We start from the raw sequence: 20,318 nt of genomic DNA, 5'->3' as shown, positions 1-20,318 counted from the left end.
TAGAATTAGGGGGCGGTTACTCCACCTCCAGCCGTACAATCCCCTCTCCTTCCACGCTGACGTAGATGTAATCATCGGGGCCCATGCGCACGTCCCGTACCCGGCCGAAGTTATTGAGGAGGCGCTGCTCTCCGATGACCTTATCACCGTCCATCATCACGTGCTGTAGCCGCATGAACTTCAGGCTGCCGACCAGCAGGTCTCCCTCCCATCCCGGGTAGCGGTCACCGCTGATGAAGGCCGTTCCGCTCGGAGCAATGCTGGGCACCCAGTAGTGAACCGGCTGTTCCATGCCCTTTTTGGCTACCTCCTGGGTAAACTGCGTTCCGTTGTAGTTGATCCCGTAGGAGATCACCGGCCAACCGTAGTTCTTGCCCGCCTCAATGCGGTTCAGCTCATCTCCTCCCCGCGGACCGTGCTCCGTCTCCCAGATCTCTCCGGTTTCGGGGTGTACGGCCAGGCCCTGCGGGTTACGGTGGCCGTAGGAGTAAATGGCCTTATTGGCGTTTTCGTATTCCACGAAGGGGTTATCATCGGGGATGGATCCGTCCGCAGCGATGCGGTACACCTTACCGGCGTCCCGGGTGCTGTCCTGAGGGTTGACGTCCCGGTTACCCCGGTCGCCGATGGTGAAGTACAGGTGGCCATCTTTCGGGCCCCATACCATCCGGCTGCCGTAGTGGAAGGGCCGGTCCGTTTTATTCTCAGCGTCATAGAGCACGGTGAAATTCTCCAACATGCTTTCGTCGTCGCTCAAACGTCCCCGGCCTACGGCCGTACTGGCGTTGTCGTCCTCGTCGGGCTTGCTCCAGGTTAAATACACCAGGCGGGTGTTTGCAAAGTCCCGGTCAAGCAGAATGTCCAGCAGTCCTCCCTGACCTACGTCCTTTACTTCCGGAATTCCCCCAACTTCTTTTCCGTTTCCTTCCGCGTCCACGATGAGCACCTTGCCGCCCTTATCGGTGGCGATGATCCGGTCGTCGGGCAGGAAGGTAAAGCCCCACAAAATGTCTTCGTAGGCGAACACCACCTCGGTGGTAATGGCCGAAGGCGTTAATCGCATCGAACCGTCCGCCGCCGCGGAAGCCCGGTCGGGCGCCTCGCTGGTACTGGAGGTCGTTTCCATCGCACCGTTACAGGAAGCCAGCAGCGCCCCCAGGAAGAGAAGAGAAAAGAATCTTGACATAGTAGAATATGGATGTTGAGGTCAGCAAAAAAGACGTTGAAAGCCCCGATAAGTTCGCAGACCCGCCAAAAATAGCGGGTTTTCATCACAACTCCTTTTCCCGTAACGGACCGTTAATTCGGACGAGAAACCATTACCGGGGCCGTGAACGGGTAGACTTTAACCCCTTGAGCTTAGCCTCTTAAGTTCTCTTTAACCAAACCCGGGCAATTCCTCCCCGAACTTTGTCGCTTTAAGACCCAAACCAACACAAGAAGACATGAAAAACCGCTTCATACCGCTGCTCGTTTGCTGCCTCCTGTCGGCCGGCGCGTACGCCCAGGTCGAATTCGGCCTCAAGGCCGGACTGGCCACCGAAAGCCTCCAGGGCGAGGAATTCCGCCTGGACCGCGAAGGCCGCGAAGACCTCCTCTTTGCCATCGCCGATGCCGATTACGGCTTCCAGTTTGGCGCACTGCTCCGCATCCCCCTTTCCGATCGCTTCGATCTGCAAACGGAACTGACCTTTAACAGCGCCAAGACCGACTTCAGCGTTAATGACCCCGAATCCGGAGAAGGCCTTCAGGTCTTCAGCGAACGGTACAACGACATCAACATCCCCTTACTTGCCAGCTGGAAACTGGCTTTCCTGCGTCTCCAGGCCGGTCCCGTAGGCCACATCTACGTCTCCAGCGTCAGTGACCTGATGGACGAAGGGGGTATCGACCGGGCCTTCGATTCCTTTAACCTCGGTTACGCCCTCGGCGGAGCCATCGACATCGGCCCCGTCACCGTGGACGTCCGCTACGACGGCAACTTTTCCCGCTACGGAGAAGACATCATGATCGGCGGCGGCAACATTCGCGTCGATCAGGCCCCCAAACGCTGGATCGGCTCGATCGCCTACCGGTTCTAAGGGTAGAATGATTGAAGGAGAGAGGGATTGAAGGAACGTATTCGTTAATTCAATCCCTCTCTCCTTCCGTCCTTCAATCATTAATTATATCCTCCCCCAACCAACCCCGGGCATCCCTCGGGGTTTCTTTATGATAGAATAACCTACTCCTGTGGATTGATCACCATAGTATAATGACGGATTGAGCTCACCAGAAAGATGTTGAAGAATACGATTAAGGCCGATACTCTTTTCACTACCCCAGCACGGATGACCGAATCGGAACTGGTGGCGGCCTGCCGCCGGCAGGACCGTCGCGCCCAAAAAGAACTTTACGACCGCTACAGCCGGGCGATGTATACCGCCTGCTATCGCATCTGCGGCGACTTTGAACTGGCCAACGACGCCCTTCAGGAAGGTTTCCTCAAGGTGTTTCAAAAGCTGGACACTTACCGCGGGGACAGTACCGTTGGGGCCTGGATGAAAGTGGTGATCGTACGCACGGCCCTCAATAAATTGCGCCGCCGCAAAATCACCGAGGAACTGCCGCTAAATTACGCCGATCAGGAAGTCGACTGGGACAACACCTCCCTGGACGTCGAATACCTGGAACGGGCCATCAATAAGCTGCCCGACGGTTACCGGGCCGTGTTCGTACTGATCGAGGTTGAAGGCTACAAGCATCAGGAAGTGGCCGACATGCTCAACATCACGGTGGGCACCAGCAAGAGTCAATTATTTTACGCCAAGAAAAAGCTGCGTGAGTTTCTGCAGCACTACGTATGAAAGAACGTAACTACGACAAGCTTCGACGGGCACTGGATCAACTGCCCGACCACCAGCCACCAGCCGATTGCTGGCGGGGGATCGAGCGGGAACTGGTAGGTTCCCTCGGTGACCGGCTGCCCAGCTACCGACCGCCGGCCAGCGTCTGGAATCACCTCAATCAGGAACTGGACCAGGGTATTCCACAAAGCATCCACCGCGCCCGGCGTCGGAGCCTGCGGTGGGTTGCCGTAGCGGCAAGTTTCCTGCTCGTGCTCGCCCTGGCGGGTAACTGGTGGGCCCAACGGAATGCCGGGCCGACCGTTACCGTGGCCATCAGCAGTGAGCCCATGCCCACCGCCACACTGGTTAAAGACTGGGATGATGAAGAACAAAGCTTCACCGAGATCATTGAGGAAATTGATCGCCGGGACGAACCCACCCTCAACAACCTCCGCTATGAGCTGGACGAGCTGACGTCCGCCAAGGAAGAAATCCAGGCCATGCTCGTCGCCTACGGCGACGACCCCACGGTCGTCCGCCAGCTCGCCGAAATTGAACGCGATCGCTCCGACCTTTACCGGCGCATCATCGTAGAATTATAGGCCATCCGGCATCCCATCCCCATGAATAAGTTGTCCGCAAACATTTCCGGTCGGGTTTTCCCCACCTGGGTAGTTTTACTACCCTTGCTACTCTTTCTCGGCCATTCCGGTAACCTCCGGAGCCAGAATACCCGCGAAGTGGTTACCAAGACCATCGAAGATACCTACCCCTACCGGGCGGGCAACGAGCTGGCCGTAGAGGGAGAGAAAGCGGAGATTTTCGTTGAGACCTGGGACAAAAACCAAATCCGGATCAAGGTAGTACTGACTGCCCGCCACCCTAAACTGGAGCAGGCACAGGCCGACCTGGAAAACCTTCAGTACATCAGTGAGGTAGCCGGACAGAAAATTTTCATCAAGAATAAGCGCACCGACACCAAGGTGGAGCCGGAAAGTGAATTGAGCGTAGAGTACTTCATTACCCTCCCCGAAGCCTGTCCCGTGTACCTGAAAAGCTATTTCGGTGGTGCGACCATTTCCAATTTGCGCAATCAACTCCGCATCAACGGGGCCTACTCGGCCATCAACATCGATAATGTGCAGGGCCTGCTGGACATCCGGACCCGCTTTGGCGACATCACGGGGGAGCGCATCGACGGTAACGTTGTCATCAATTCCCGGCGTTCTGACATCAACCTGCTGGACGTCGGTGGCACCTTCACCATCAACGCCCAGTACGGTGAGCTACGGCTCAGCCCGAACCTGCAGATGCGGGACCTGAGGATCAACGCCGATAAGAGTGACGTGTACATCTACGAACCCATTGGCGGAGAGGGCCTCGCCTACGAACTGGCGCTGAACAACGGAGAAGTAAAATTACCCAGTGATCGGAGCATCGTGGAGCTGGAAAGGACCACCGAACTGCGTCGGGTGGCCATCCGCCCGAACCGGGAACGACTGGGCACCATCACCGCCAGCGTCACCTTCGGCGACCTTTACCTGGCGAAGCAGCAGCGGGAGCTGGAAAAAAGAACGCGCAGTAATTAACTGCGCGTTCTCCCGTAATTCTCAGCAAGAATTTGCGGCGATTAGCCGCCGATGATCTTCTTTTTCATCGCCTCAAATTCCTCTTCGGTGATGATGTTCTGGGCCTTCATCTCCGCCAATTCCTTGATCTTGCGAATGGCGGCGTCATTTTCTTCCACCACCGCCGCCGCTACGGGGACTTCTTCCGCTACGGTTTTGGCCTTCTTCTTGGAGGACTTGGCCTTGGGGGTTGGTGCGGGTTCTGCGGTCGGCTCCGGTGCCGCTTCGGGAGCTTCCTGGTCCGCCTCCTGTTTCCATTCCTGGGCTACCTTTTTGCCCTTCTCGAATTTTTCCTGGTAAAGCTTCTTGAGCCGGTCCGTGTCGAAATCCAGGAAGGTCCCACCGTTACTGAAGTGCTTTTTAAACACCTCCCCCAGTGCGTACGTACTGGCGCCGTTGACGACCGCGACCGTAATGCCGCCCACCACGGTGCCCACTACGGGGATAACCTTCAGGAGGCTCCGGGCGCCGGCCCGGGCCATGGTACTGGTCGTCAGGGCAGACACGATGGCCTTACCCTGGGTTTCGGCGAAATCAATATCGTACACCCGGCACATTTGCCGGATCATGTCCAGCTGTAGGGCGGAAACGGCGAAAACGTCGGCTACGGGAAGCGGGATGATGTAACTGGCCCCCATGCTCCAAATCACGTGGTTACGAATGATCGTTTCTGCGTGACGGTCTTTATCGGAGTTTCCTTTTGGATTCATAATGGAATCTTTCAATTTCTTTTTGGCGAACTTTTCAATCTTCTTACGCATATGGTTTTAACGTGTCAGATGATATGAAGTTATGGGCGCGGTGCGCGGGTGCCGGGGAAATTCGATAAAGAGCCCTCTTTCATGGATGAACGACGGCAGGGGTTCCTGATTTTCGGGCATTAGGCGCCCCGTTCCGTCTCCTCCCCGCAACGAAGAATCCCATCACCGGGGACAAAACGGTTGAGAATAACCGGGCCCTATGTGCTTTTTGGCGTTTGGTCGCCTGGTCGGATGGAGCGCTTGCTGGCGCTGCCCAGGTGGAAAACCGGCGTTTAACCACGCTAAAGTCGGGCGGCCGGAGCTACGGACTGATCGGCAAACTCTCCCCGCTCGAACTTGAATCCGGCGGTTACGCCAATCATGGCCGCGTTATCCGTACAGTATTCAAAGCGGGGGATGAAGGTCGTCCATCCTTTTTCCCTACCCAATTCTTCCAGTCCCCGTCGCAGAGCGCTGTTCGCGGAAACCCCACCGGCCAGTGCGACCTGGCGCAGGCCCGTCTGCTCGGCCGCCAGGCTCAGCTTCCGGAGTAGAATCGATAAGATGGTATCCTGAATGGAAGCACAGATGTCGTTCAGGTTATCCTTTACGTAATCGGGATCTTCCTTAACCTTTTTCTGCAGGGTGTAGAGGATACTGGTTTTTAGTCCGCTGAAACTGAAGTTCAGATCACCGGGATCGGGTTTGGCAAATTCGAGGACCGGCTGGCCCTGACTGGCCAACCGGTCGATCACCGGTCCGGCCGGATAGGGCAGCCCCAGTAATTTTCCGGACTTATCGAAGGCTTCCCCGGCGGCGTCATCGATCGTGCGGCCGATGATTTCCTGGTCGAGGGGATCCTTTACCACCACAAGTTGGGTGTGCCCGCCGGAGACGGTCAGGCAGAGAAACGGGCCTTCCGGTTTCGGATTTTCGGCGAAGTGAGCCAGCACGTGTGCCTGCATGTGGTCTACCTCAATCAGGGGCAGATTGCGGGCCAGCGCAAAGGCCTTGGCGAAGCTTACCCCCACCATCAGGGAGCCGATCAGGCCCGGTCCGCGGGTAAAGGCCACGGCCTCTACTTCCTGCTCCGTAACACCGGCCCGTTTCAGGGCTACGGCCACCGTGGGAACGATGTTCCGTTGGTGGGCCCGACTGGCGTGTTCGGGCACCACACCACCATATTCTTCGTGTACCGCCTGGCCGGCCGTAACGTTGCTGAGCACCCGTCCGTCCTTCAGCAAAGCCGCTGAAGTGTCATCACAACTGGACTCGATGGCAAGAATAATGGGCATTTTGTCCGCTTTTTCCCTGCAAACAAACGAAAAACCCAGACGTTGCACCACATTCTACGATTTCTGCATCAACTAGGTGCGAATAATGTTTTATAATTGCGGAAACTAATCGGCACAGATGCGTAAAATTTTCAGTCTACTCTTTCTGGTTCTTGCCTTTTTCCTAGGCTTCTTGCTGTACAAGAGCATCGAAGAACCCATCAACTTTAGCGCCGAACGGGTCAAACGGGATCGCGCCGTAGCTGAGCAGCTAGGAAAGATCCGTACCACTCAAGAGCTTTACCGGGACATCACCGGAGAATTCGCCCCGGACTTTGACACCCTCCGCCAGGTGCTGGAAACCGGAGACCTCCTGGAGATCGCCGTAGTGGGTGACCCCGATGATCCCGACTTCACCGGAGAGATCACCTACGATACCACCCGCCTACCCGCCATCGACTCTATCCGGGCCATGGGCATTGACCTGGCTACTTTGGATGAAGTCCCCTACGGTGAAGGAGCCAAGTTTGACATTACCGCCAACGTCATCGATTACCAGTCTACTTCCGTACCGGTCGTTCAGGTTGGTGTTCAGAAAAAGAAATACATGGGACGTTTTGCGGACGCTCGCTTCAGTCGCTACGACCAGAACTACGACCCCAATTCTGCGATGAAATTCGGAGACCTTACTAAACCGTCTCTGGCCGGGACTTGGCAATAAGCAGTTACGATATAACCGCCGCGGCCTTCCAACCCGGTAAGGCACATAACTACGAACTGTCCATCCTTACGGGGATGGACAGTTTTGCGTATATCATTCGTGATCGCATCAAAAACCAGCTCCTGGCCTACCGCAGCCTGTCGCTGACCCCAGAGGAGCAAAAGAGCTGGGGAGAAAGCATCTACCGCCTCATCAAGGCCGACGATAAATTGCGATCCCTGCGCTACGGTAGTTCCGTGCTCGGCTGGGAAAGTCCGCGCATGACGCTGGTTCCTGATGCCCTGTACCAGGAACACCAAAACCGTCAGTACCTCGAGCAACTCACCCTGATCGGGCTGGAAGACCTCGTCCGGAGTGAACGAATCAACGACCTGGAGGCCCAGTTGATTTTTGGTGCCTCCAAAAACCGCCTTGACGCCGTCGAACGGCGCCTGAGTCCGTTGCGAACGACCCACATGGCGGGTGGACTACTCACCGCCTGGGGCAACCGTTCCCGACGTCTACGGCACCAGGCCGTCAGCGCTTCCGTGCGGGGCGGACGTCTTTTCCTGGCCGCCCACCAGAACGGCAACCTTTTATACTTTAACACCTTTACTTTCCGCAAGGCGCCCGATGCCGTCTATTACCTCCTGCTGGCTTACCAGCAGTGCGGCTGGACCCCCAAACGGGTTCCGCTGTACCTGTCCGGCGAGATTACGGATCAATCAGAATTGTTCCGCCAGTTTTACCGTTACGTCGAAGACATCCGGTTTTCGGCCTACGGAGCTCCTCCGGCTAACCCGCCGGAAATGACTTCCCTTCCCGGTCATGTCTTCTTTGAGCTTCTCTGTCTGGGCTAGCCAGCCGAAACGAATTGTACTATGCGCATTATCTCCGGAAAATTTAAGGGCCGGAGGTTTCATCCTCCCGCCGACAACTGGCCAACTCGCCCCACTACCGACTACGCCAAGGAAGGCCTGTTCAACGTACTCAATAATCGCCTGGACTTTGCCGACCTGCGGGTACTGGACCTCTTCGGCGGAACGGGGAGCCACGATTATGAATTCATTAGTCGGGGCTGCTGTGACGTTACCTACGTGGACAAGCACGGTCCGGCGGTGAATTTCGTAAAGAAGACGGTCGCCACGCTGGGGGTAGAAGACTGCATCCGGATCATGCGGATGGACGTTTTTCGCTTCCTGCAAAGACCTCCCGCCGAGCCCTTCAACTACATCTTTGCCGGCCCTCCCTATCCCCTGCCGAACATCCCGCAGATCCCGGACCTGGTTTTTGCCGCGGGTATTCTGGCCCCCGACGGACTTTTCGTGCTCGAGACCAACCCCCACCATGACTTCAGTACGGACCCCCGCTGCACGGAAGTCCGGAATTACGGCAAAACCATTTTTTGGTTCTTTGAGCATCCGGCGAAGGAGGAGGAATAACCCCTGACGGGCAAATAGTACCCGCAAAGCGCTCTTTACCCCCTCCAATTCCGTGAAGCCCCTGCCATACTGGTATCGTGGGCACCTGCGCTCCGTCGCCCCAAACCAAAATTTTACGCCTGACTTACGACCTACGGGAAAAATAGCGGCGATTCATACCAGTTAGCCCATCATTTTTCCTCAAATTTGCAGGAATATGCCCCGGCATTATTCCCGATTAGAACATTGTACTATCGGGCGTGTAAACTAAGGTAGGAACAGCAATTTATGCCCCTGCATTCCGGTCTTGCCGGAGTACCGCCCAGCAGCCATCATCATGAGCAATTATTCACATCTAGCCAACGCCCATCCGGGCTTTATTGAAAATCTTTATAAGCAGTTCACCGACGCTCCGGATTCGGTGGATCAAAGCTGGAGAGATTTCTTTCTCGGTTTTGATTACGCCACGGAGAACGCCAACGGTGAGGTAGCGACCAACGGTGCGGCCCTGCCCACAACCGGCAGCGGCGAGGTGGATTGGGAGCACGTGGAAAAGGAACTCAGGGTTTTCGCACTGATCAAAGCCTACCGGGTTCGCGGACACATGGATGCGGCCATTGACCCCATCAACGAATTTGATGATCCCGATGCCGTCCTGAACCTTTCTGATTTTGGCTTGTCGGATGCCGACCTGGACGTTCCCTTCCGGGCGGCCCAGCAGCTCTTCCTCCCCACCAGCACCCTGCGGGAAATCATTCAGCAGCTTAACAAAGTTTATCTCGGCAGCATCGGCTACGAGTTTGACCATATTTTCCAGCGGGATAAGCGGCGTTGGCTGCGGACGCGGATCGAAAATACCGAGCCCCAGAATGCCTTCAACCTGAGCCTGGAAGAAAAACGGCATATCCTCACCCGGCTAAACGACGCGGTAGGGTTCGAGGATTTCCTCAAAGTGAAGTATAACGCTCAGAAGCGATTTGGCCTGGAGGGCGGAGAAGCGGCCATCGTGGGCATTGACGCCATCATCAACGAAGCCGCCGTTGAGGGGGTTGAAGAAGTGGTGATCGGCATGGCTCACCGGGGACGGCTCAACGTGCTGGCCAACATTATGGGAAAGAGCTACGAAAGCATCTTTCAGGAGTTTGAGGGCTTCACCCCGGAAAACGCCAAGGGAGACGGTGACGTAAAGTACCACATGGGCTACAGCAGCATCATCAAGACCCAGTCCGACAAGGAGGTGAACGTGAAGCTGGCCCCCAACCCCAGCCATCTGGAGGCCGTCGGCCCCGTAGTGGAGGGTTTTGCCCGGGCCAAGGCCGATATGCTCTACGGCAACGATTACGACAAGATTCTGCCCATCCTCATTCACGGGGATGCCGCGGTTGCCGGACAGGGAGTGGTCTTTGAGACCGCCCAGATGAGTGAACTGACCGCCTACAAAACTGGCGGGACAATTCACTTCATCATCAATAACCAGATTGGATTTACCACCGATTACAAAGACGCCCGTTCCAGCATTTACGCCAGTGGCGTAGCCAGCGTGGTGCAGGCTCCCGTTTTCCACGTCAACGGAGACGACCCCGAGGCCGTGCTGTTCGTTTCCAAGCTGGCCGTTGAATACCGCAATGAGTTCAACTCCGACGTCTTCATCGATATGCTGTGCTTCCGCAAGCACGGCCACAACGAGGGAGATGACCCGGGCTACACCCAGCCGGGGATGTATCAGCGGGTGAAGAAGCACCCCGATGTGCGCGAGGTTTACACCGAGCGGCTGGTGGCCCGTAAGGACGTAGAGGAGAAAATGGCCCGCGAGCTGGCCGAGGAGTTCAAGGAGCAGCTTCAGACGATCCACAGCCGGGTGAAGAACCACGACGATCTGACCTACCGTTACCAGGAGCCGGAAATGGCCTGGCGTGCCCTGAACCGCGATCACTGGGAGGAGAAGTACTTTGCCGAGTCTCCGGAAACCGGGGTGCCCGAAAAGGAAATCAAGCGTATTCTGAAACACCTGGTCACGCTGCCCAAGAACTTCAAACCGGTCAAGAAGGTAAACCGGCTATACAAGGGCTACCAGAAATCCATTGACGAGGACAAACTGGACTGGGCCCTGGGCGAATTAACGGCCTACGCCACCCTACTGGAAGACGGGCATAACGTTCGCATGAGCGGACAGGACGTCCGCCGTGGCACCTTCAGCCACCGCCACGCCATCCTCAACGCCGAGAATGGGGAAGGTTTCTATAACCGCCTGGACGGCCTTTCTGAAGAGCAGGGTAAAATGCTCATTTACAACTCTCACCTTTCTGAATTTGCCGTGCTCGGTTTTGAATACGGTTACAGTACGGCCAGCCCCGACAACCTCGTCATCTGGGAAGCTCAGTTCGGTGATTTTGCCAACGGCGCGATGACGGTCTTCGACCAGTTTATTTCCTCCGGGGAAAGTAAATGGTCACGGATGTCCGGTCTGACGGTACTGCTGCCGCACGGCTACGAGGGTCAGGGACCGGAGCACTCCAGCGCACGCCTGGAGCGCTTCCTCCAACTCTGCGCCCAGTACAACATGATCGTCACCAACGTGACTTTACCAGCCAACTTCTTCCACCTGCTCCGGCGCCAGCTGGCGTGGGACTTCCGTAAGCCCCTGATCGTCATGTCGCCGAAATCCGGTCTCCGTCATCCGATGGCCGTAAGTCCAGTAGCGGACTTCGTGACCGGTACGCGCTTCCAGGAGGTGCTGGATGACCCGACGGTTTCCGCCCGCGGCAACAAGAAGGTCAAGCGCCTGCTGCTCTGTTCCGGCAAGGTATACTTTGATCTTGCCCAGGAGAAGGAGAAGAACCAACGCGATGACGTGGCGATTGTCCGCTTGGAGCAGCTCTTCCCGTTGCCCGTTGATCAGCTACAGAAAATCATCAAGCGATACGGCGACGCCGAAGTCGTCTGGGTGCAGGAAGAAAGCAGAAACTCCGGAGCCTGGACGTACATCAGTGACCAGTTCCAGTTCAACGAAGCCCTGGGGCTGCACCTGACCCTGAAGTACGTTGGTCGTAAGCCAACGGCCTCTCCCGCCACGGGATACAAGCCCGTTCACGAGCAGGAACAGCGGGAGCTGATCGAGCAGGCTTTCGCCTAAAAGTCGGACCGATTCGTCCAAAATAGCGGGTTGCACGTAGCGGAATACGTGCAACCCGCTTATTTTTAGTGCGTCTTTGAAAGAAAAACAAGCTATGAGACCAGTATTTGCATTAATCCTATTTTTAGTTGCCGGTTCCCTGTTCGCCCAGCGCGAGTACAACAACGGGTGGGGTGGCGTCTTCCGCAGTAAGGTGAAGGGAAACGGTGAGCTCGTTAAGCAAGAGCGCAACATCGATGACTTCACGGGTGTAAAGGCCTGCTGTAGCCTCAACGTGGAACTCCGCCAGGGTAGCTACTCCGTTGAGGTCGAAGCGGAAAGTAACCTGCAGGAGTACATCAAGGTCGAGCGCCGTGGCCGCACCCTTGAAATCGGCTTTGAACGTAACACCAACATCAAGACTACCAAACCCATTACCGTTTACGTGACCCTGCCGGATTTGGAGTACGTTGGTGCTTCCAGCAGCGCCAAGATGACGGGTAAATCCAGCTTCCGCGGCGATGACCTGGAACTGGACGTCAGCAGTAGCGGTGCCATCTACCTGGACTTTAGCGGCGACGAGATTGAAGCCGATGCCAGCAGTGGCGGGAAAATTGAAGTGAGCGGATCGGTGAGTTTCATGGACTGCGACGCCAGCAGCGGTTCCAAGATTCATGCCGGAGACTGCAAGGCCAAACGCGCCCGGGCTGACGTGAGCAGCGGCGCCGGAGTTACGGTGTACGCCTCCGAGGAAGTAGACGCCGAGGCCAGTTCTGGCGGATCGGTGCGTTACCGGGGTAATCCCGGCGCAGTGGATTCGGATACCAGCTCCGGCGGCAGCGTCCGCAGCGGTAACTAATCCGTTCCCGCAGAATCCTTTACCGCTTCCTAAAGCATCCTCCCGGAAGGCGGAAAGCGGGTACAAGTCCCCCTATATTGTAGCATAATTACTCGTTTAGAGTATCATAGGGATGACTTTAGAAGCCCGGCCTCCTTTAAAGGCCGGGCTTTTTTTATTTGGCGTATCCCACTTTTCCTCCCGACCTTGGCGGGGCTTTTTGAAGTCAATCCCGCTGCATTATGCAGCCCGGAAATCAGTAGGGATCCACGTCCACGGCGACCCGCACGCCCGTCAGCCCCTCCGTAACCGAAAGTTTATCTACGGAAGCCCGGATAATTTTTTTCACCCGACTTAGCTCTGCGGCGGAAGGCTTAATGCGTACAACCATGTCCTGCAGGTAATACGTGCGCAGCCGGGCGACACTGGGCTCAAAGGGGCCATCCAGGGTGTCCCCTAAATGATGTTTGAGCCAGCCGCCCATGAGTTTGGCGGCTTCCTCCACGGTATGCCGGCGCGGATGGCGTAGCTGGAGGTGAATCATCCGGACAAAGGGAGGAAAATGGAGGGTTTGCCGGTTATTGGCCTCCCGTTCGATAAAGTTGGCGAAATCGCCGGAGAACACGTCCCGCAGTACCGGGTGGGTCTGATCGTAGGCCTGAATAACCACCTTGCCCCGCCGGTGCCGCCGGCCGGCACGGCCGGCCACCTGTAACATCAGCTGAAAGGCCCGCTCATCGGCCCGAAAATCCGGGAAGCGCAGCAACTGATCCGCGCTGATGATCCCGACGAGTCCGACCCGTTCAAAATCCAGCCCCTTGGTGACCATCTGCGTTCCCACCAGTACGTCAAGCTGTCCGGCTTCGAAGCGGCCGATCAGTCCGGCCAGGGCGTTTTTACCCCGGACCGTGTCCAGGTCCATCCGGCCCACGCGGGCATCCGGCAAAAAGATTTTTAGTTCATCCTCAATCTTTTCGGTGCCCGTCCCTCCCAGTTTAAGTTCCGGATGGCCACAGGCCGGGCAGCTATCGGGAGGAGAGGTAACGTAGCCGCAGCAATGGCAGCGCAGGCGATGCTGGTACTTGTGGTAGGTCAGACTTACGTCGCAGTTGACGCATTCCACCGTATAGTCGCAGGTGGGGCAAAAATACACCGGAGCAAAACCCCGGCGATTCTGAAAAAGGATCACCTGTTCTCCCCGCTCGAGGGTTTCCCACATTTCCCGCAGCAAGGTTGGAGTAAAGAAGGGGTGCTGGTTGCCTTTTTCGTCCTGCTCCCGCGCACTGACGATGACCACCTCGGGGAGTTCCAGCCCACCGAAGCGTTCGGGCATGGACACTAAGCCGTACTTGCCAGATTGGGCGTTGTGCCAGCTTTCCAGGCTGGGCGTTGCCGTGCCCAAGAGGACGTTAGCCCCGTGCTGATGGGCCAGAAAAACCGCCACGTCACGGCCGTTGTACCGCGGGTTGGGTTCCTGTTGTTTATAACTGGGATCGTGTTCTTCGTCTACCACCACCATGTCCAAACGGGTGAAGGGTAAAAAGAGGGCGGACCGTGGTCCGACCACGGAGGTCGTCCCGGCCAGGATGGCCTTCCAGATTTCCACCCGCTCCATATTATTCAGGCGGCTGTGGTAAACCGTGATCTTGTCCCCCAGTACGCGTTGGAGACGTTTTACGATCTGGCCGGTAAGCGCAATTTCGGGTAGCAGATACAGCACCTGCTTGCCCGCCTCGATGGAAGCCTGCATTTTTTCCAGATACACCCGCGTTTTACCGCTACCCGTTACGCCGTGAATCAAGACGGGCTTGCCCTCCCGATGAAAGCTTTGCACCTGCGTCAACGCCCCTTTTTGCTGGTCGCTCAGGGGCAAGGCATCGATGGGATCCTCCTCCACGCTACCGATCCGGCTGACTTCCTGCTCAAAGAATTCGAAAATCCCCTTATTGACCATGGCCTTGATGACCGCATCGCTGGCGCCGGTTCTTTTGGTGAGGTCCGTCCGCCGGACGTAAGGTTGCTGGCGAAAGAGCTGGAGGTACTCCAGCAAAACGGCCGTTTGCTTCTCCGACCGCTTCACCAGATCGAAGGCCGCGATTTGTTCGGTTTCCGTTTGAAACTCCGGCGAAAACCGCACGCAGCGGACCACCCGTGGGCGGTAGCGCTCCTGGAGTTCCTCCTTCAAAAAGATTATCCGGCGGTCCAGTAGGCGGCGAATGACGGGGTACACGGTCTTTTTCTGGAGGATGTCCCGGACGTCCTTGAGGCTCAGTTCCTGCTGAAGGGTCAGGGCCTCCACGATCATGTATTCCTGATCGTCCATCTGCGTGGCGTCGTCGCTGAAGAGGGGCCCCAGGGTGACGATGGTTTCGCTGGTCAGCTTCAGGTGGCTGGGAAGGCCGGCCGCCATTACTTCTCCGACCGTGCAGGCGTAATAGTCCGCCATCCATTCCCACAGCTGAAGCTGTTTTTCGGTGATCAGGGGCTCCAGGTCGATGACGCTCAGGATATCCTTGGTCTTATGTCCCGGATGGTCTCCGTGTAGCCGGCGTACAATGCCGGTATAGTGCCGCTTTTTGCCGAATTGCACCTCCACCCGTAAGCCCGGCCGCAACTGGGGCACCAGATGCTCGGGCACGGAAAAGGTGTACGACCGGGCCACCGCCAACGGAAGTACCACATCCGCAAAAACGGTGCCGGCGTGGATCAAATCGGAAGAAGTCGACGAGTTGGGCAAATACCACAGATTTGTGCCGAAGCAAAAAGAATGCAATGAATTGTTGCGAAGGTAAGAAAGTCTTGCCGTCCGTGGGGGCAATCTTATTTCGAGGATTACTTAGCGCCAATTTGGGTTTTGGTCTTTTGGCCGGATTTGAACATTTATTGGTGCTGATCAGGTGGGAATACCGGAGTCTAGCAGCACAGAATGAAGATAATTCCAACGCTGCCAGCGCCAAAAAAGGCCAAATGGAGGTCGATAGCTAAAGTTCAAACAAGCTCTTAATTACCTTTGCCGCATGAAACTCTCAGCAATTGTGGCCACCGATCGCCGGGGGACCATCGGTAAGGACGGACAAATACCCTGGTATCTGCCGGCCGACCTGAAATTCTTCAAGCGGACCACCCTGGGGCATCCGGTAATTATGGGTCGGAAGACCTTCGTGAGCATCGGTCGACCACTCCCGAAGAGGACGAATATTGTCCTCACCCGGGATGCCTTTTTCATGGCCACCGGCGCCGTGGTCACCCATTCCCTGCGGGAAGCACTTGCTCATCCGGCCGTAACGGAGGCAGAAGAGGCCTTCATCATTGGTGGCGGGGAGTTGTACGCCGCCAGCATGGACCTGGTGGACACCGTTTACCTCACCATCGTTGACGCCGACATCCCGGACGGAGACGCTTTCTTCCCCAAACTGGACCCGACCTACTGGCAGGAAGTCTGGAGCGAAGCACATCGTCCCGACGAGAAGAACGAATTGGCCTACCGCTTCTCCCGCTGGGAGCGCAAGCAAACTCAGTAATCCCCCTTATCCTACCCCCGCAATCCGGTACAGCACGGCCCGCTCGTTCAGGCTCAGGATGGGGCCATCCCCGTCTTTTCGGTAGGTCTGTCCCAAAACTTCTTGTCCGACCGGGCATTCCAGGCACCGGCTGCGGGAACAATACTCCTTCTTGAGGGAAAGCAGGGCCTGGGAATCCGCGGCGTTGCCGGCCGTCCACCCCAGTGCGCGCCATCGCCGGATGACCGAATTGTCCTCCGCCGGGAGTGCCCGCAGCAAACTAACGGCGCGGTTCCGGTACTTTCCCTCCTTTCGCGCCCGGCCATATGCTTCCAGCGCAGGCGCCACCGCATTGATGAGGATGGATCGTACCATATCGTCCCCTAACCGCCGATCTTTGGTTTCGGTCGCCACCCCAAAGCGGTAGTGGGAGCGCCAGTAATTGCTGAGCTTCACGTCAAACATGTTCATCAGTTCCCGCTGATCGGTCGCAGCCAGGGCCTTACTGAATAGCTGTCCGGTCCGGTGCAGTAGAGCCGCCAACTGAGCAATCCGGACGGTCGGGAAGCCATTTGGTCGCATCCGAAGAAACCGCCAGGCGGCAGCAGGCAGGGGCGTTAGTCCGTATTTGGTACGTAGTAGGGCGTATTCCCGCTTCAGGAGGATAGTGTATTCCTCTTGTTCTCCATCAGCGGACGGTAGTAAACCCGACTGGCCGAACAACAAGGCTTCCAGTTGCAGCAAGCTGTGCTGGTGCTTTTGCAGGATACGCAGCGGCAGGGCCTGGGTGAGCATTTCCATGGCCTCCCCGTTTACCCGCCCACCCATACTGCGGGCCAGCGCGCGAAAGAAGCAGGCCTCCCAATCTCGGCGGCCGCGATGGACGGTACCCAGAAAGTATTCCCCCTTAGCATTTAGCCGCTCCCGCACCAGAAAGCCGAGCCAGCCTTCCCGGACATCCTCCCCCACGTAATGCAATTGATGTTGGCAGGGAATCCAGTTTTCGTTGTGCATCAGTCGCCAGTAGGATCGCAAAATGCCGGGCGGAATCCGGCCACGCAATTCGAGGCAGGGTATTCTGGAGCCATCGGCGCGGAAGACAGGACGATCCTCCCGCAGCACCACGTGCAGGATCACGTTGTCGTAAGCCGGGTCACGCTCGTGCCCGTGGTCGTACCATTCGCTACTGTTGAGGTGCATTTCCACCTGCCCGGCCCACTGCAGGCCATCGATGGATACCTGTGCCGCCAGAAAATCCGGGCCACCGTCTTCATTGGGTGCGCCAAATTGGTGAATCTGAATATCCTGACCGGTGGTCGACCGTAATTGGCGCAGGTCAAAACGCCCCGTGCGCCAGATGAAATGCAAAAATGCTTCCCGCATAATTTTCGTATTGCGAGCAGTGGGAAGGAACATTTTGCCACACAAGTATAGCGTTTTAAATTTTTAAAACAAAAAATTTCATAAAATATTTGAACCCCACCACCCAGCCGGTTTATTCCGGGATGCACGCTGCTGGCGCTCACCGCAGGTGCCATGATCCATCCGGGTGCCGGCTACTCAAGCGCTGTTCATTGCAACCCCCGAAAAAGCGCATCGTCCTTTTCCAACGAAGACTTAATGACGCGGGTAGAATTTTTTAGAGACCAATAACCCGTTTTTGCCCTTCGGGGCAACGCTTTCTTTTCCGACTACCTTATCGCTCAACAACCCACAATGCGCCACTTATCACTATTAGCTTTACTCCTGTTTTCCGTTTCTCTTTCCGCACAAACAAAAATTACCGGCCGGGTGGCCGACGGAGACACCCCAGCAGAATTCACCAATATTCTGTTGCTTGCCGTTGCGGATTCTGCGGTAATTAAACTGGAATTGGCGGACGAGGCCGGACAGTTCGTCTTTACCGACATTCCCCCCGCAGACTACTTCATCAGGACTACCGGTATCGGATACGCGGAGGTGAATCACCCGGTTTTCTCCCTCGGAGAGGGGCAGGAACTTACGCTACCAACCTACCAGATCAAGGGATCGGGCACCACCCTGGAGACCGTAGAGGTCGTTGCCCGCAAGCCCTTTCTGGAGCAAAAGGCGGGCATGCTGGTGGTCAACGTCGACCAGAGCATCACCGGCCAGGGAGGAACCGTCGTGGATGTACTCCGGAAGGTTCCCGGAGTCATTGTGGCCGGAAACCGGATCAGCATGGCCGGGAAATCCGGCCTGACGATCCTCATTGACGGCCGCCCCACCAAGTACATGGACATCCAGAGTCTCCTGCGGGACATGCCCGCGGACAACATCAAAAGCATCGAGGTGATTTCCCAACCCGGAGCTGCCTTTGACGCGGAAGGCGCCGGAGGCGTCATCAACCTCGTACTAAAAAAGAACAGCCTCCTGGGCACCAACGGCCAGGTTTTCCTGGGCGGTGGTTACGGTGAGCGTCCCAAGTACCGGGCTGGCGGATCGGTCAGCCACCGGGCCGGCAAGGTCAACCTCACCGGAGGGGTCTCCTGGAACCGCCAGGAATGGGTGGAAGGCCTGGACCTCATCCGTCGCTTCGATGACCGGGTCTTCGAACAGCAGAACCGGGATTTCGGCACCCCGAATTCCTATTCCGTCCGCGCCGGCGTCGACTATGACCTCACCGACCGCCAGCGCATCGGCATCAATGGCCGCTACAACTGGGGAATGAGCCCCCGCACGGCCACCAACGTCACCAACATCCTTTCTCCCGACGACCAGGAACAACTGTCAAGCTTCGTCACCAACATCCAGCGGGAACGGGACTGGAACAGCCTCAACCTCGATGCCTTCTACCGCATTAAACTGGACACCTCCGGACAGGAACTCAACTTCGACGCCAGCTTTAACCAGTTCACCCGCGACGCCGTCGTCAACCTCGAAACCCGTGGTACGGATGAATTTCCCTTCCGCGTCAACCTCGAGCCTTCCACGGCAGACATCATCAGCGCCCAGGTGGATTACAAGAAGCCCCTGAGTAAAGGTTTGCTGTTGAGCGCCGGCGCGAAGGCCAGCCGGGCGGAACTGGACAACGAGCTGCTCAGCAGAATTGACGTCAACGGCGAAATGCAGCTGGACGAAAACCTGAGCAACCGTTTTCTCTACGACGAGGAAATCAAGGCGGCGTACGCGAGTTTCGGATACGAGAAAGGAGACTTCAGCGCCAATCTGGGACTTCGGTTCGAAGACACGCGCATGGAAGGCTATAACGTTACCCTGGACAGCGTCAACCTCCGGAACTTCAACCAGCTCTTCCCCAGCTTCAGTGTCTCGGCCCCCGCATTCGGCCCCATCGGGGTAAGTCTGGCCTACAGTTATCGCATTGAGCGCCCCAGCTACTACGACCTGAATCCCTTCGTTTCCTACCTGGACCCGCTGACCTTCGAAAAGGGGAACCCCTTCCTCCAGCCCGAGCTGATTCACAGTGGGCAGCTGTCGCTCACCTACGAAAAACAGCCCTTCTTCAACCTGAGCTACGATTACACCACCGACGTAATTGCCGACGTCACGGAACAGGATCCGATTTCGGGAGCCGCCTTCCAGACCACGGTGAACCTGGACCGGTTTATCCGCTACGGCGGTAGCCTTTTCTTTCCCCTGGACTTCATCGCCAAACCCATCAGTGGCTACGGAGGGTTCATGCTCTACTACAACGATTATACCTCCAACTATCTGGGGGGTACGCTGGACCAGGACCAGTGGAACTTCACGGCCTTCCTGCAGGTGAACGCCAAACTGCCCATGGGATGGAAGGGAGAAGTCTCCGGCTGGTACCAGGGACGCGGACTGGATGGAATCATCCGCTATAATCCGATGTACGGCGTCTCCGTCGGCCTCGAGAAAGATTTTCTGGATGACCGCCTGAACCTCATCCTCTCCGGAGATGGCATCATTCAGCAGTTCTTCACCGGAGAAATCCGCTTTCAGGATCAGGACATTGACATCGTTTCCACCTGGGAAGCTCCGGTGTTTTCTGCGAAGGTTACCTACAAGTTCGGCAACCGCTTCCTGAATAAGCGGGAGGGCCGGAGAAGTTCCGCCAGTGAAGAACGAGGACGCCTAAACGATTAAGAGTTTGTTTGGATTTTGGTCGTCTGGCCGAATTTGAGAATTTTTTGGTGGTAGCAAGGCGGGAAAATCGGAGTATAGCAGCGCTAAATGAGGATTTTCCCAACGAAGCTAGCGCCAAAAAAGGCCAAATGGAGGTCGATTACTAAATTCCAAACAAGCTCTAAATCCGATCAAGATAGAGGAGGGGG

General features: G+C 56.7%; 16 protein-coding genes. 11 read left to right on the top strand and 5 right to left on the bottom strand.

Annotated elements, in window-relative coordinates:
- Positions 1 to 16: 16 nt before the first annotated feature.
- Positions 17 to 1,186: a PQQ-dependent sugar dehydrogenase gene (locus E1J53_RS01720; RefSeq protein ID WP_134270251.1), complete on the bottom strand. Its 1,170-nt coding sequence runs from the start codon at positions 1,184 to 1,186 to the stop codon at positions 17 to 19.
- A gap of 259 nt (positions 1,187 to 1,445) precedes the next feature.
- On the opposite strand from E1J53_RS01720, the gene E1J53_RS01715 reads away from it, so the two are divergent.
- The 4 genes from E1J53_RS01715 to E1J53_RS01700 all read left to right on the top strand — a co-directional run bounded on the left by E1J53_RS01715 (position 1,446) and on the right by E1J53_RS01700 (position 4,417).
- A complete protein-coding gene (locus E1J53_RS01715) occupies positions 1,446 to 2,081 on the top strand; it encodes an outer membrane beta-barrel protein (protein ID WP_134270250.1) in 636 nt (211 codons plus the stop codon).
- A 249-nt stretch (positions 2,082 to 2,330) separates the two neighbouring features.
- Positions 2,331 to 2,846 (top strand): RNA polymerase sigma factor, encoded by a 516-nt coding sequence (locus E1J53_RS01710; protein ID WP_253929762.1) that lies wholly within the window; start codon positions 2,331 to 2,333, stop codon positions 2,844 to 2,846.
- Positions 2,843 to 3,430 (top strand): hypothetical protein, encoded by a 588-nt coding sequence (locus E1J53_RS01705; RefSeq protein WP_134270248.1) that lies wholly within the window; start codon positions 2,843 to 2,845, stop codon positions 3,428 to 3,430. The genes E1J53_RS01710 and E1J53_RS01705 overlap by 4 nt, the downstream gene beginning before the upstream one ends.
- A 21-nt stretch (positions 3,431 to 3,451) precedes the next feature.
- Entirely contained in the window at positions 3,452 to 4,417 is a 966-nt protein-coding gene (locus E1J53_RS01700) for a DUF4097 family beta strand repeat-containing protein (protein WP_134270247.1), read from the top strand.
- Positions 4,418 to 4,458: 41 nt separating this feature from the next.
- On the opposite strand, the gene E1J53_RS01695 is transcribed toward E1J53_RS01700, so the two are convergent.
- Positions 4,459 to 5,166, bottom strand: coding sequence for a DUF697 domain-containing protein (locus E1J53_RS01695; RefSeq protein ID WP_253929760.1), 708 nt, complete (start codon positions 5,164 to 5,166; stop codon positions 4,459 to 4,461).
- A 332-nt stretch (positions 5,167 to 5,498) separates the two neighbouring features.
- Complete coding sequence (gene tsaD, locus E1J53_RS01690; RefSeq protein ID WP_134270245.1) at positions 5,499 to 6,491, bottom strand: tRNA (adenosine(37)-N6)-threonylcarbamoyltransferase complex transferase subunit TsaD; 993 nt, start codon at positions 6,489 to 6,491, stop codon at positions 5,499 to 5,501.
- Between the two features lie 118 nt (positions 6,492 to 6,609).
- On the opposite strand from tsaD, the gene E1J53_RS01685 reads away from it, so the two are divergent.
- From E1J53_RS01685 to E1J53_RS01665, 5 genes are all read left to right on the top strand, one after another.
- Entirely contained in the window at positions 6,610 to 7,191 is a 582-nt protein-coding gene (locus tag E1J53_RS01685) for a hypothetical protein (RefSeq protein ID WP_134270244.1), read from the top strand.
- The gene (locus tag E1J53_RS01680; protein WP_134270243.1) at positions 7,182 to 8,030 is read left to right on the top strand and encodes a DUF3822 family protein; all 849 of its coding nucleotides are present in this window, start codon (positions 7,182 to 7,184) and stop codon (positions 8,028 to 8,030) included. The genes E1J53_RS01685 and E1J53_RS01680 overlap by 10 nt, the downstream gene beginning before the upstream one ends.
- Before the next feature lie 21 nt (positions 8,031 to 8,051).
- Entirely contained in the window at positions 8,052 to 8,612 is a 561-nt protein-coding gene (locus tag E1J53_RS01675) for an RsmD family RNA methyltransferase (protein WP_134270242.1), read from the top strand.
- Between the two features lie 316 nt (positions 8,613 to 8,928).
- Positions 8,929 to 11,724 (top strand): 2-oxoglutarate dehydrogenase E1 component, encoded by a 2,796-nt coding sequence (locus tag E1J53_RS01670; RefSeq protein ID WP_134270241.1) that lies wholly within the window; start codon positions 8,929 to 8,931, stop codon positions 11,722 to 11,724.
- Positions 11,725 to 11,818: 94 nt separating this feature from the next.
- A complete protein-coding gene (locus tag E1J53_RS01665) occupies positions 11,819 to 12,562 on the top strand; it encodes a head GIN domain-containing protein (protein WP_134270240.1) in 744 nt (247 codons plus the stop codon).
- 235 nt (positions 12,563 to 12,797) lie between these two features.
- On the opposite strand, the gene priA is transcribed toward E1J53_RS01665, so the two are convergent.
- Positions 12,798 to 15,278, bottom strand: coding sequence for a primosomal protein N' (gene priA, locus E1J53_RS01660; RefSeq protein WP_253929758.1), 2,481 nt, complete (start codon positions 15,276 to 15,278; stop codon positions 12,798 to 12,800).
- A gap of 280 nt (positions 15,279 to 15,558) precedes the next feature.
- Here priA and E1J53_RS01655 point away from each other — a divergent pair, with 280 nt between their 5' ends.
- Positions 15,559 to 16,062 (top strand): dihydrofolate reductase, encoded by a 504-nt coding sequence (locus tag E1J53_RS01655; protein WP_134270239.1) that lies wholly within the window; start codon positions 15,559 to 15,561, stop codon positions 16,060 to 16,062.
- Between the two features lie 6 nt (positions 16,063 to 16,068).
- Here E1J53_RS01655 and E1J53_RS01650 read toward each other — a convergent pair whose 3' ends face one another.
- A complete protein-coding gene (locus tag E1J53_RS01650; protein ID WP_134270238.1) occupies positions 16,069 to 17,424 on the bottom strand; it encodes a DUF2851 family protein in 1,356 nt (451 codons plus the stop codon).
- Positions 17,425 to 17,757: 333 nt separating this feature from the next.
- On the opposite strand from E1J53_RS01650, the gene E1J53_RS01645 reads away from it, so the two are divergent.
- Positions 17,758 to 20,130: an outer membrane beta-barrel protein gene (locus tag E1J53_RS01645; protein WP_134270237.1), complete on the top strand. Its 2,373-nt coding sequence runs from the start codon at positions 17,758 to 17,760 to the stop codon at positions 20,128 to 20,130.
- Positions 20,131 to 20,318 lie beyond the last annotated feature (188 nt).

The organism is Lewinella sp. W8 (assembly GCF_004375085.3).
Taxonomy (GTDB): Bacteria; Bacteroidota; Bacteroidia; order Chitinophagales; family Saprospiraceae; genus Neolewinella.
This window is presented reverse-complemented; position numbering and strand designations above follow the sequence as displayed.

What these genes read in the sequence shown, in the direction of transcription:
- tsaD (WP_134270245.1), bottom strand. Translation starts at nt 6,491, where the DNA reads ATGCCCATTATTCTTGCCATCGAGTCCAGTTGTGATGACACTTCAGCG.
- E1J53_RS01655 (WP_134270239.1), top strand. Translation starts at nt 15,559, where the DNA reads ATGAAACTCTCAGCAATTGTGGCCACCGATCGCCGGGGGACCATCGGT.
- E1J53_RS01700 (WP_134270247.1), top strand. Translation starts at nt 3,452, where the DNA reads ATGAATAAGTTGTCCGCAAACATTTCCGGTCGGGTTTTCCCCACCTGG.
- E1J53_RS01715 (WP_134270250.1), top strand. Translation starts at nt 1,446, where the DNA reads ATGAAAAACCGCTTCATACCGCTGCTCGTTTGCTGCCTCCTGTCGGCC.
- E1J53_RS01645 (WP_134270237.1), top strand. Translation starts at nt 17,758, where the DNA reads ATGCGCCACTTATCACTATTAGCTTTACTCCTGTTTTCCGTTTCTCTT.
- E1J53_RS01685 (WP_134270244.1), top strand. Translation starts at nt 6,610, where the DNA reads ATGCGTAAAATTTTCAGTCTACTCTTTCTGGTTCTTGCCTTTTTCCTA.
- E1J53_RS01710 (WP_253929762.1), top strand. Translation starts at nt 2,331, where the DNA reads ATGACCGAATCGGAACTGGTGGCGGCCTGCCGCCGGCAGGACCGTCGC.
- E1J53_RS01670 (WP_134270241.1), top strand. Translation starts at nt 8,929, where the DNA reads ATGAGCAATTATTCACATCTAGCCAACGCCCATCCGGGCTTTATTGAA.
- E1J53_RS01675 (WP_134270242.1), top strand. Translation starts at nt 8,052, where the DNA reads ATGCGCATTATCTCCGGAAAATTTAAGGGCCGGAGGTTTCATCCTCCC.
- E1J53_RS01665 (WP_134270240.1), top strand. Translation starts at nt 11,819, where the DNA reads ATGAGACCAGTATTTGCATTAATCCTATTTTTAGTTGCCGGTTCCCTG.
- E1J53_RS01650 (WP_134270238.1), bottom strand. Translation starts at nt 17,424, where the DNA reads ATGCGGGAAGCATTTTTGCATTTCATCTGGCGCACGGGGCGTTTTGAC.
- E1J53_RS01695 (WP_253929760.1), bottom strand. Translation starts at nt 5,166, where the DNA reads ATGAATCCAAAAGGAAACTCCGATAAAGACCGTCACGCAGAAACGATC.
- E1J53_RS01720 (WP_134270251.1), bottom strand. Translation starts at nt 1,186, where the DNA reads ATGTCAAGATTCTTTTCTCTTCTCTTCCTGGGGGCGCTGCTGGCTTCC.
- E1J53_RS01705 (WP_134270248.1), top strand. Translation starts at nt 2,843, where the DNA reads ATGAAAGAACGTAACTACGACAAGCTTCGACGGGCACTGGATCAACTG.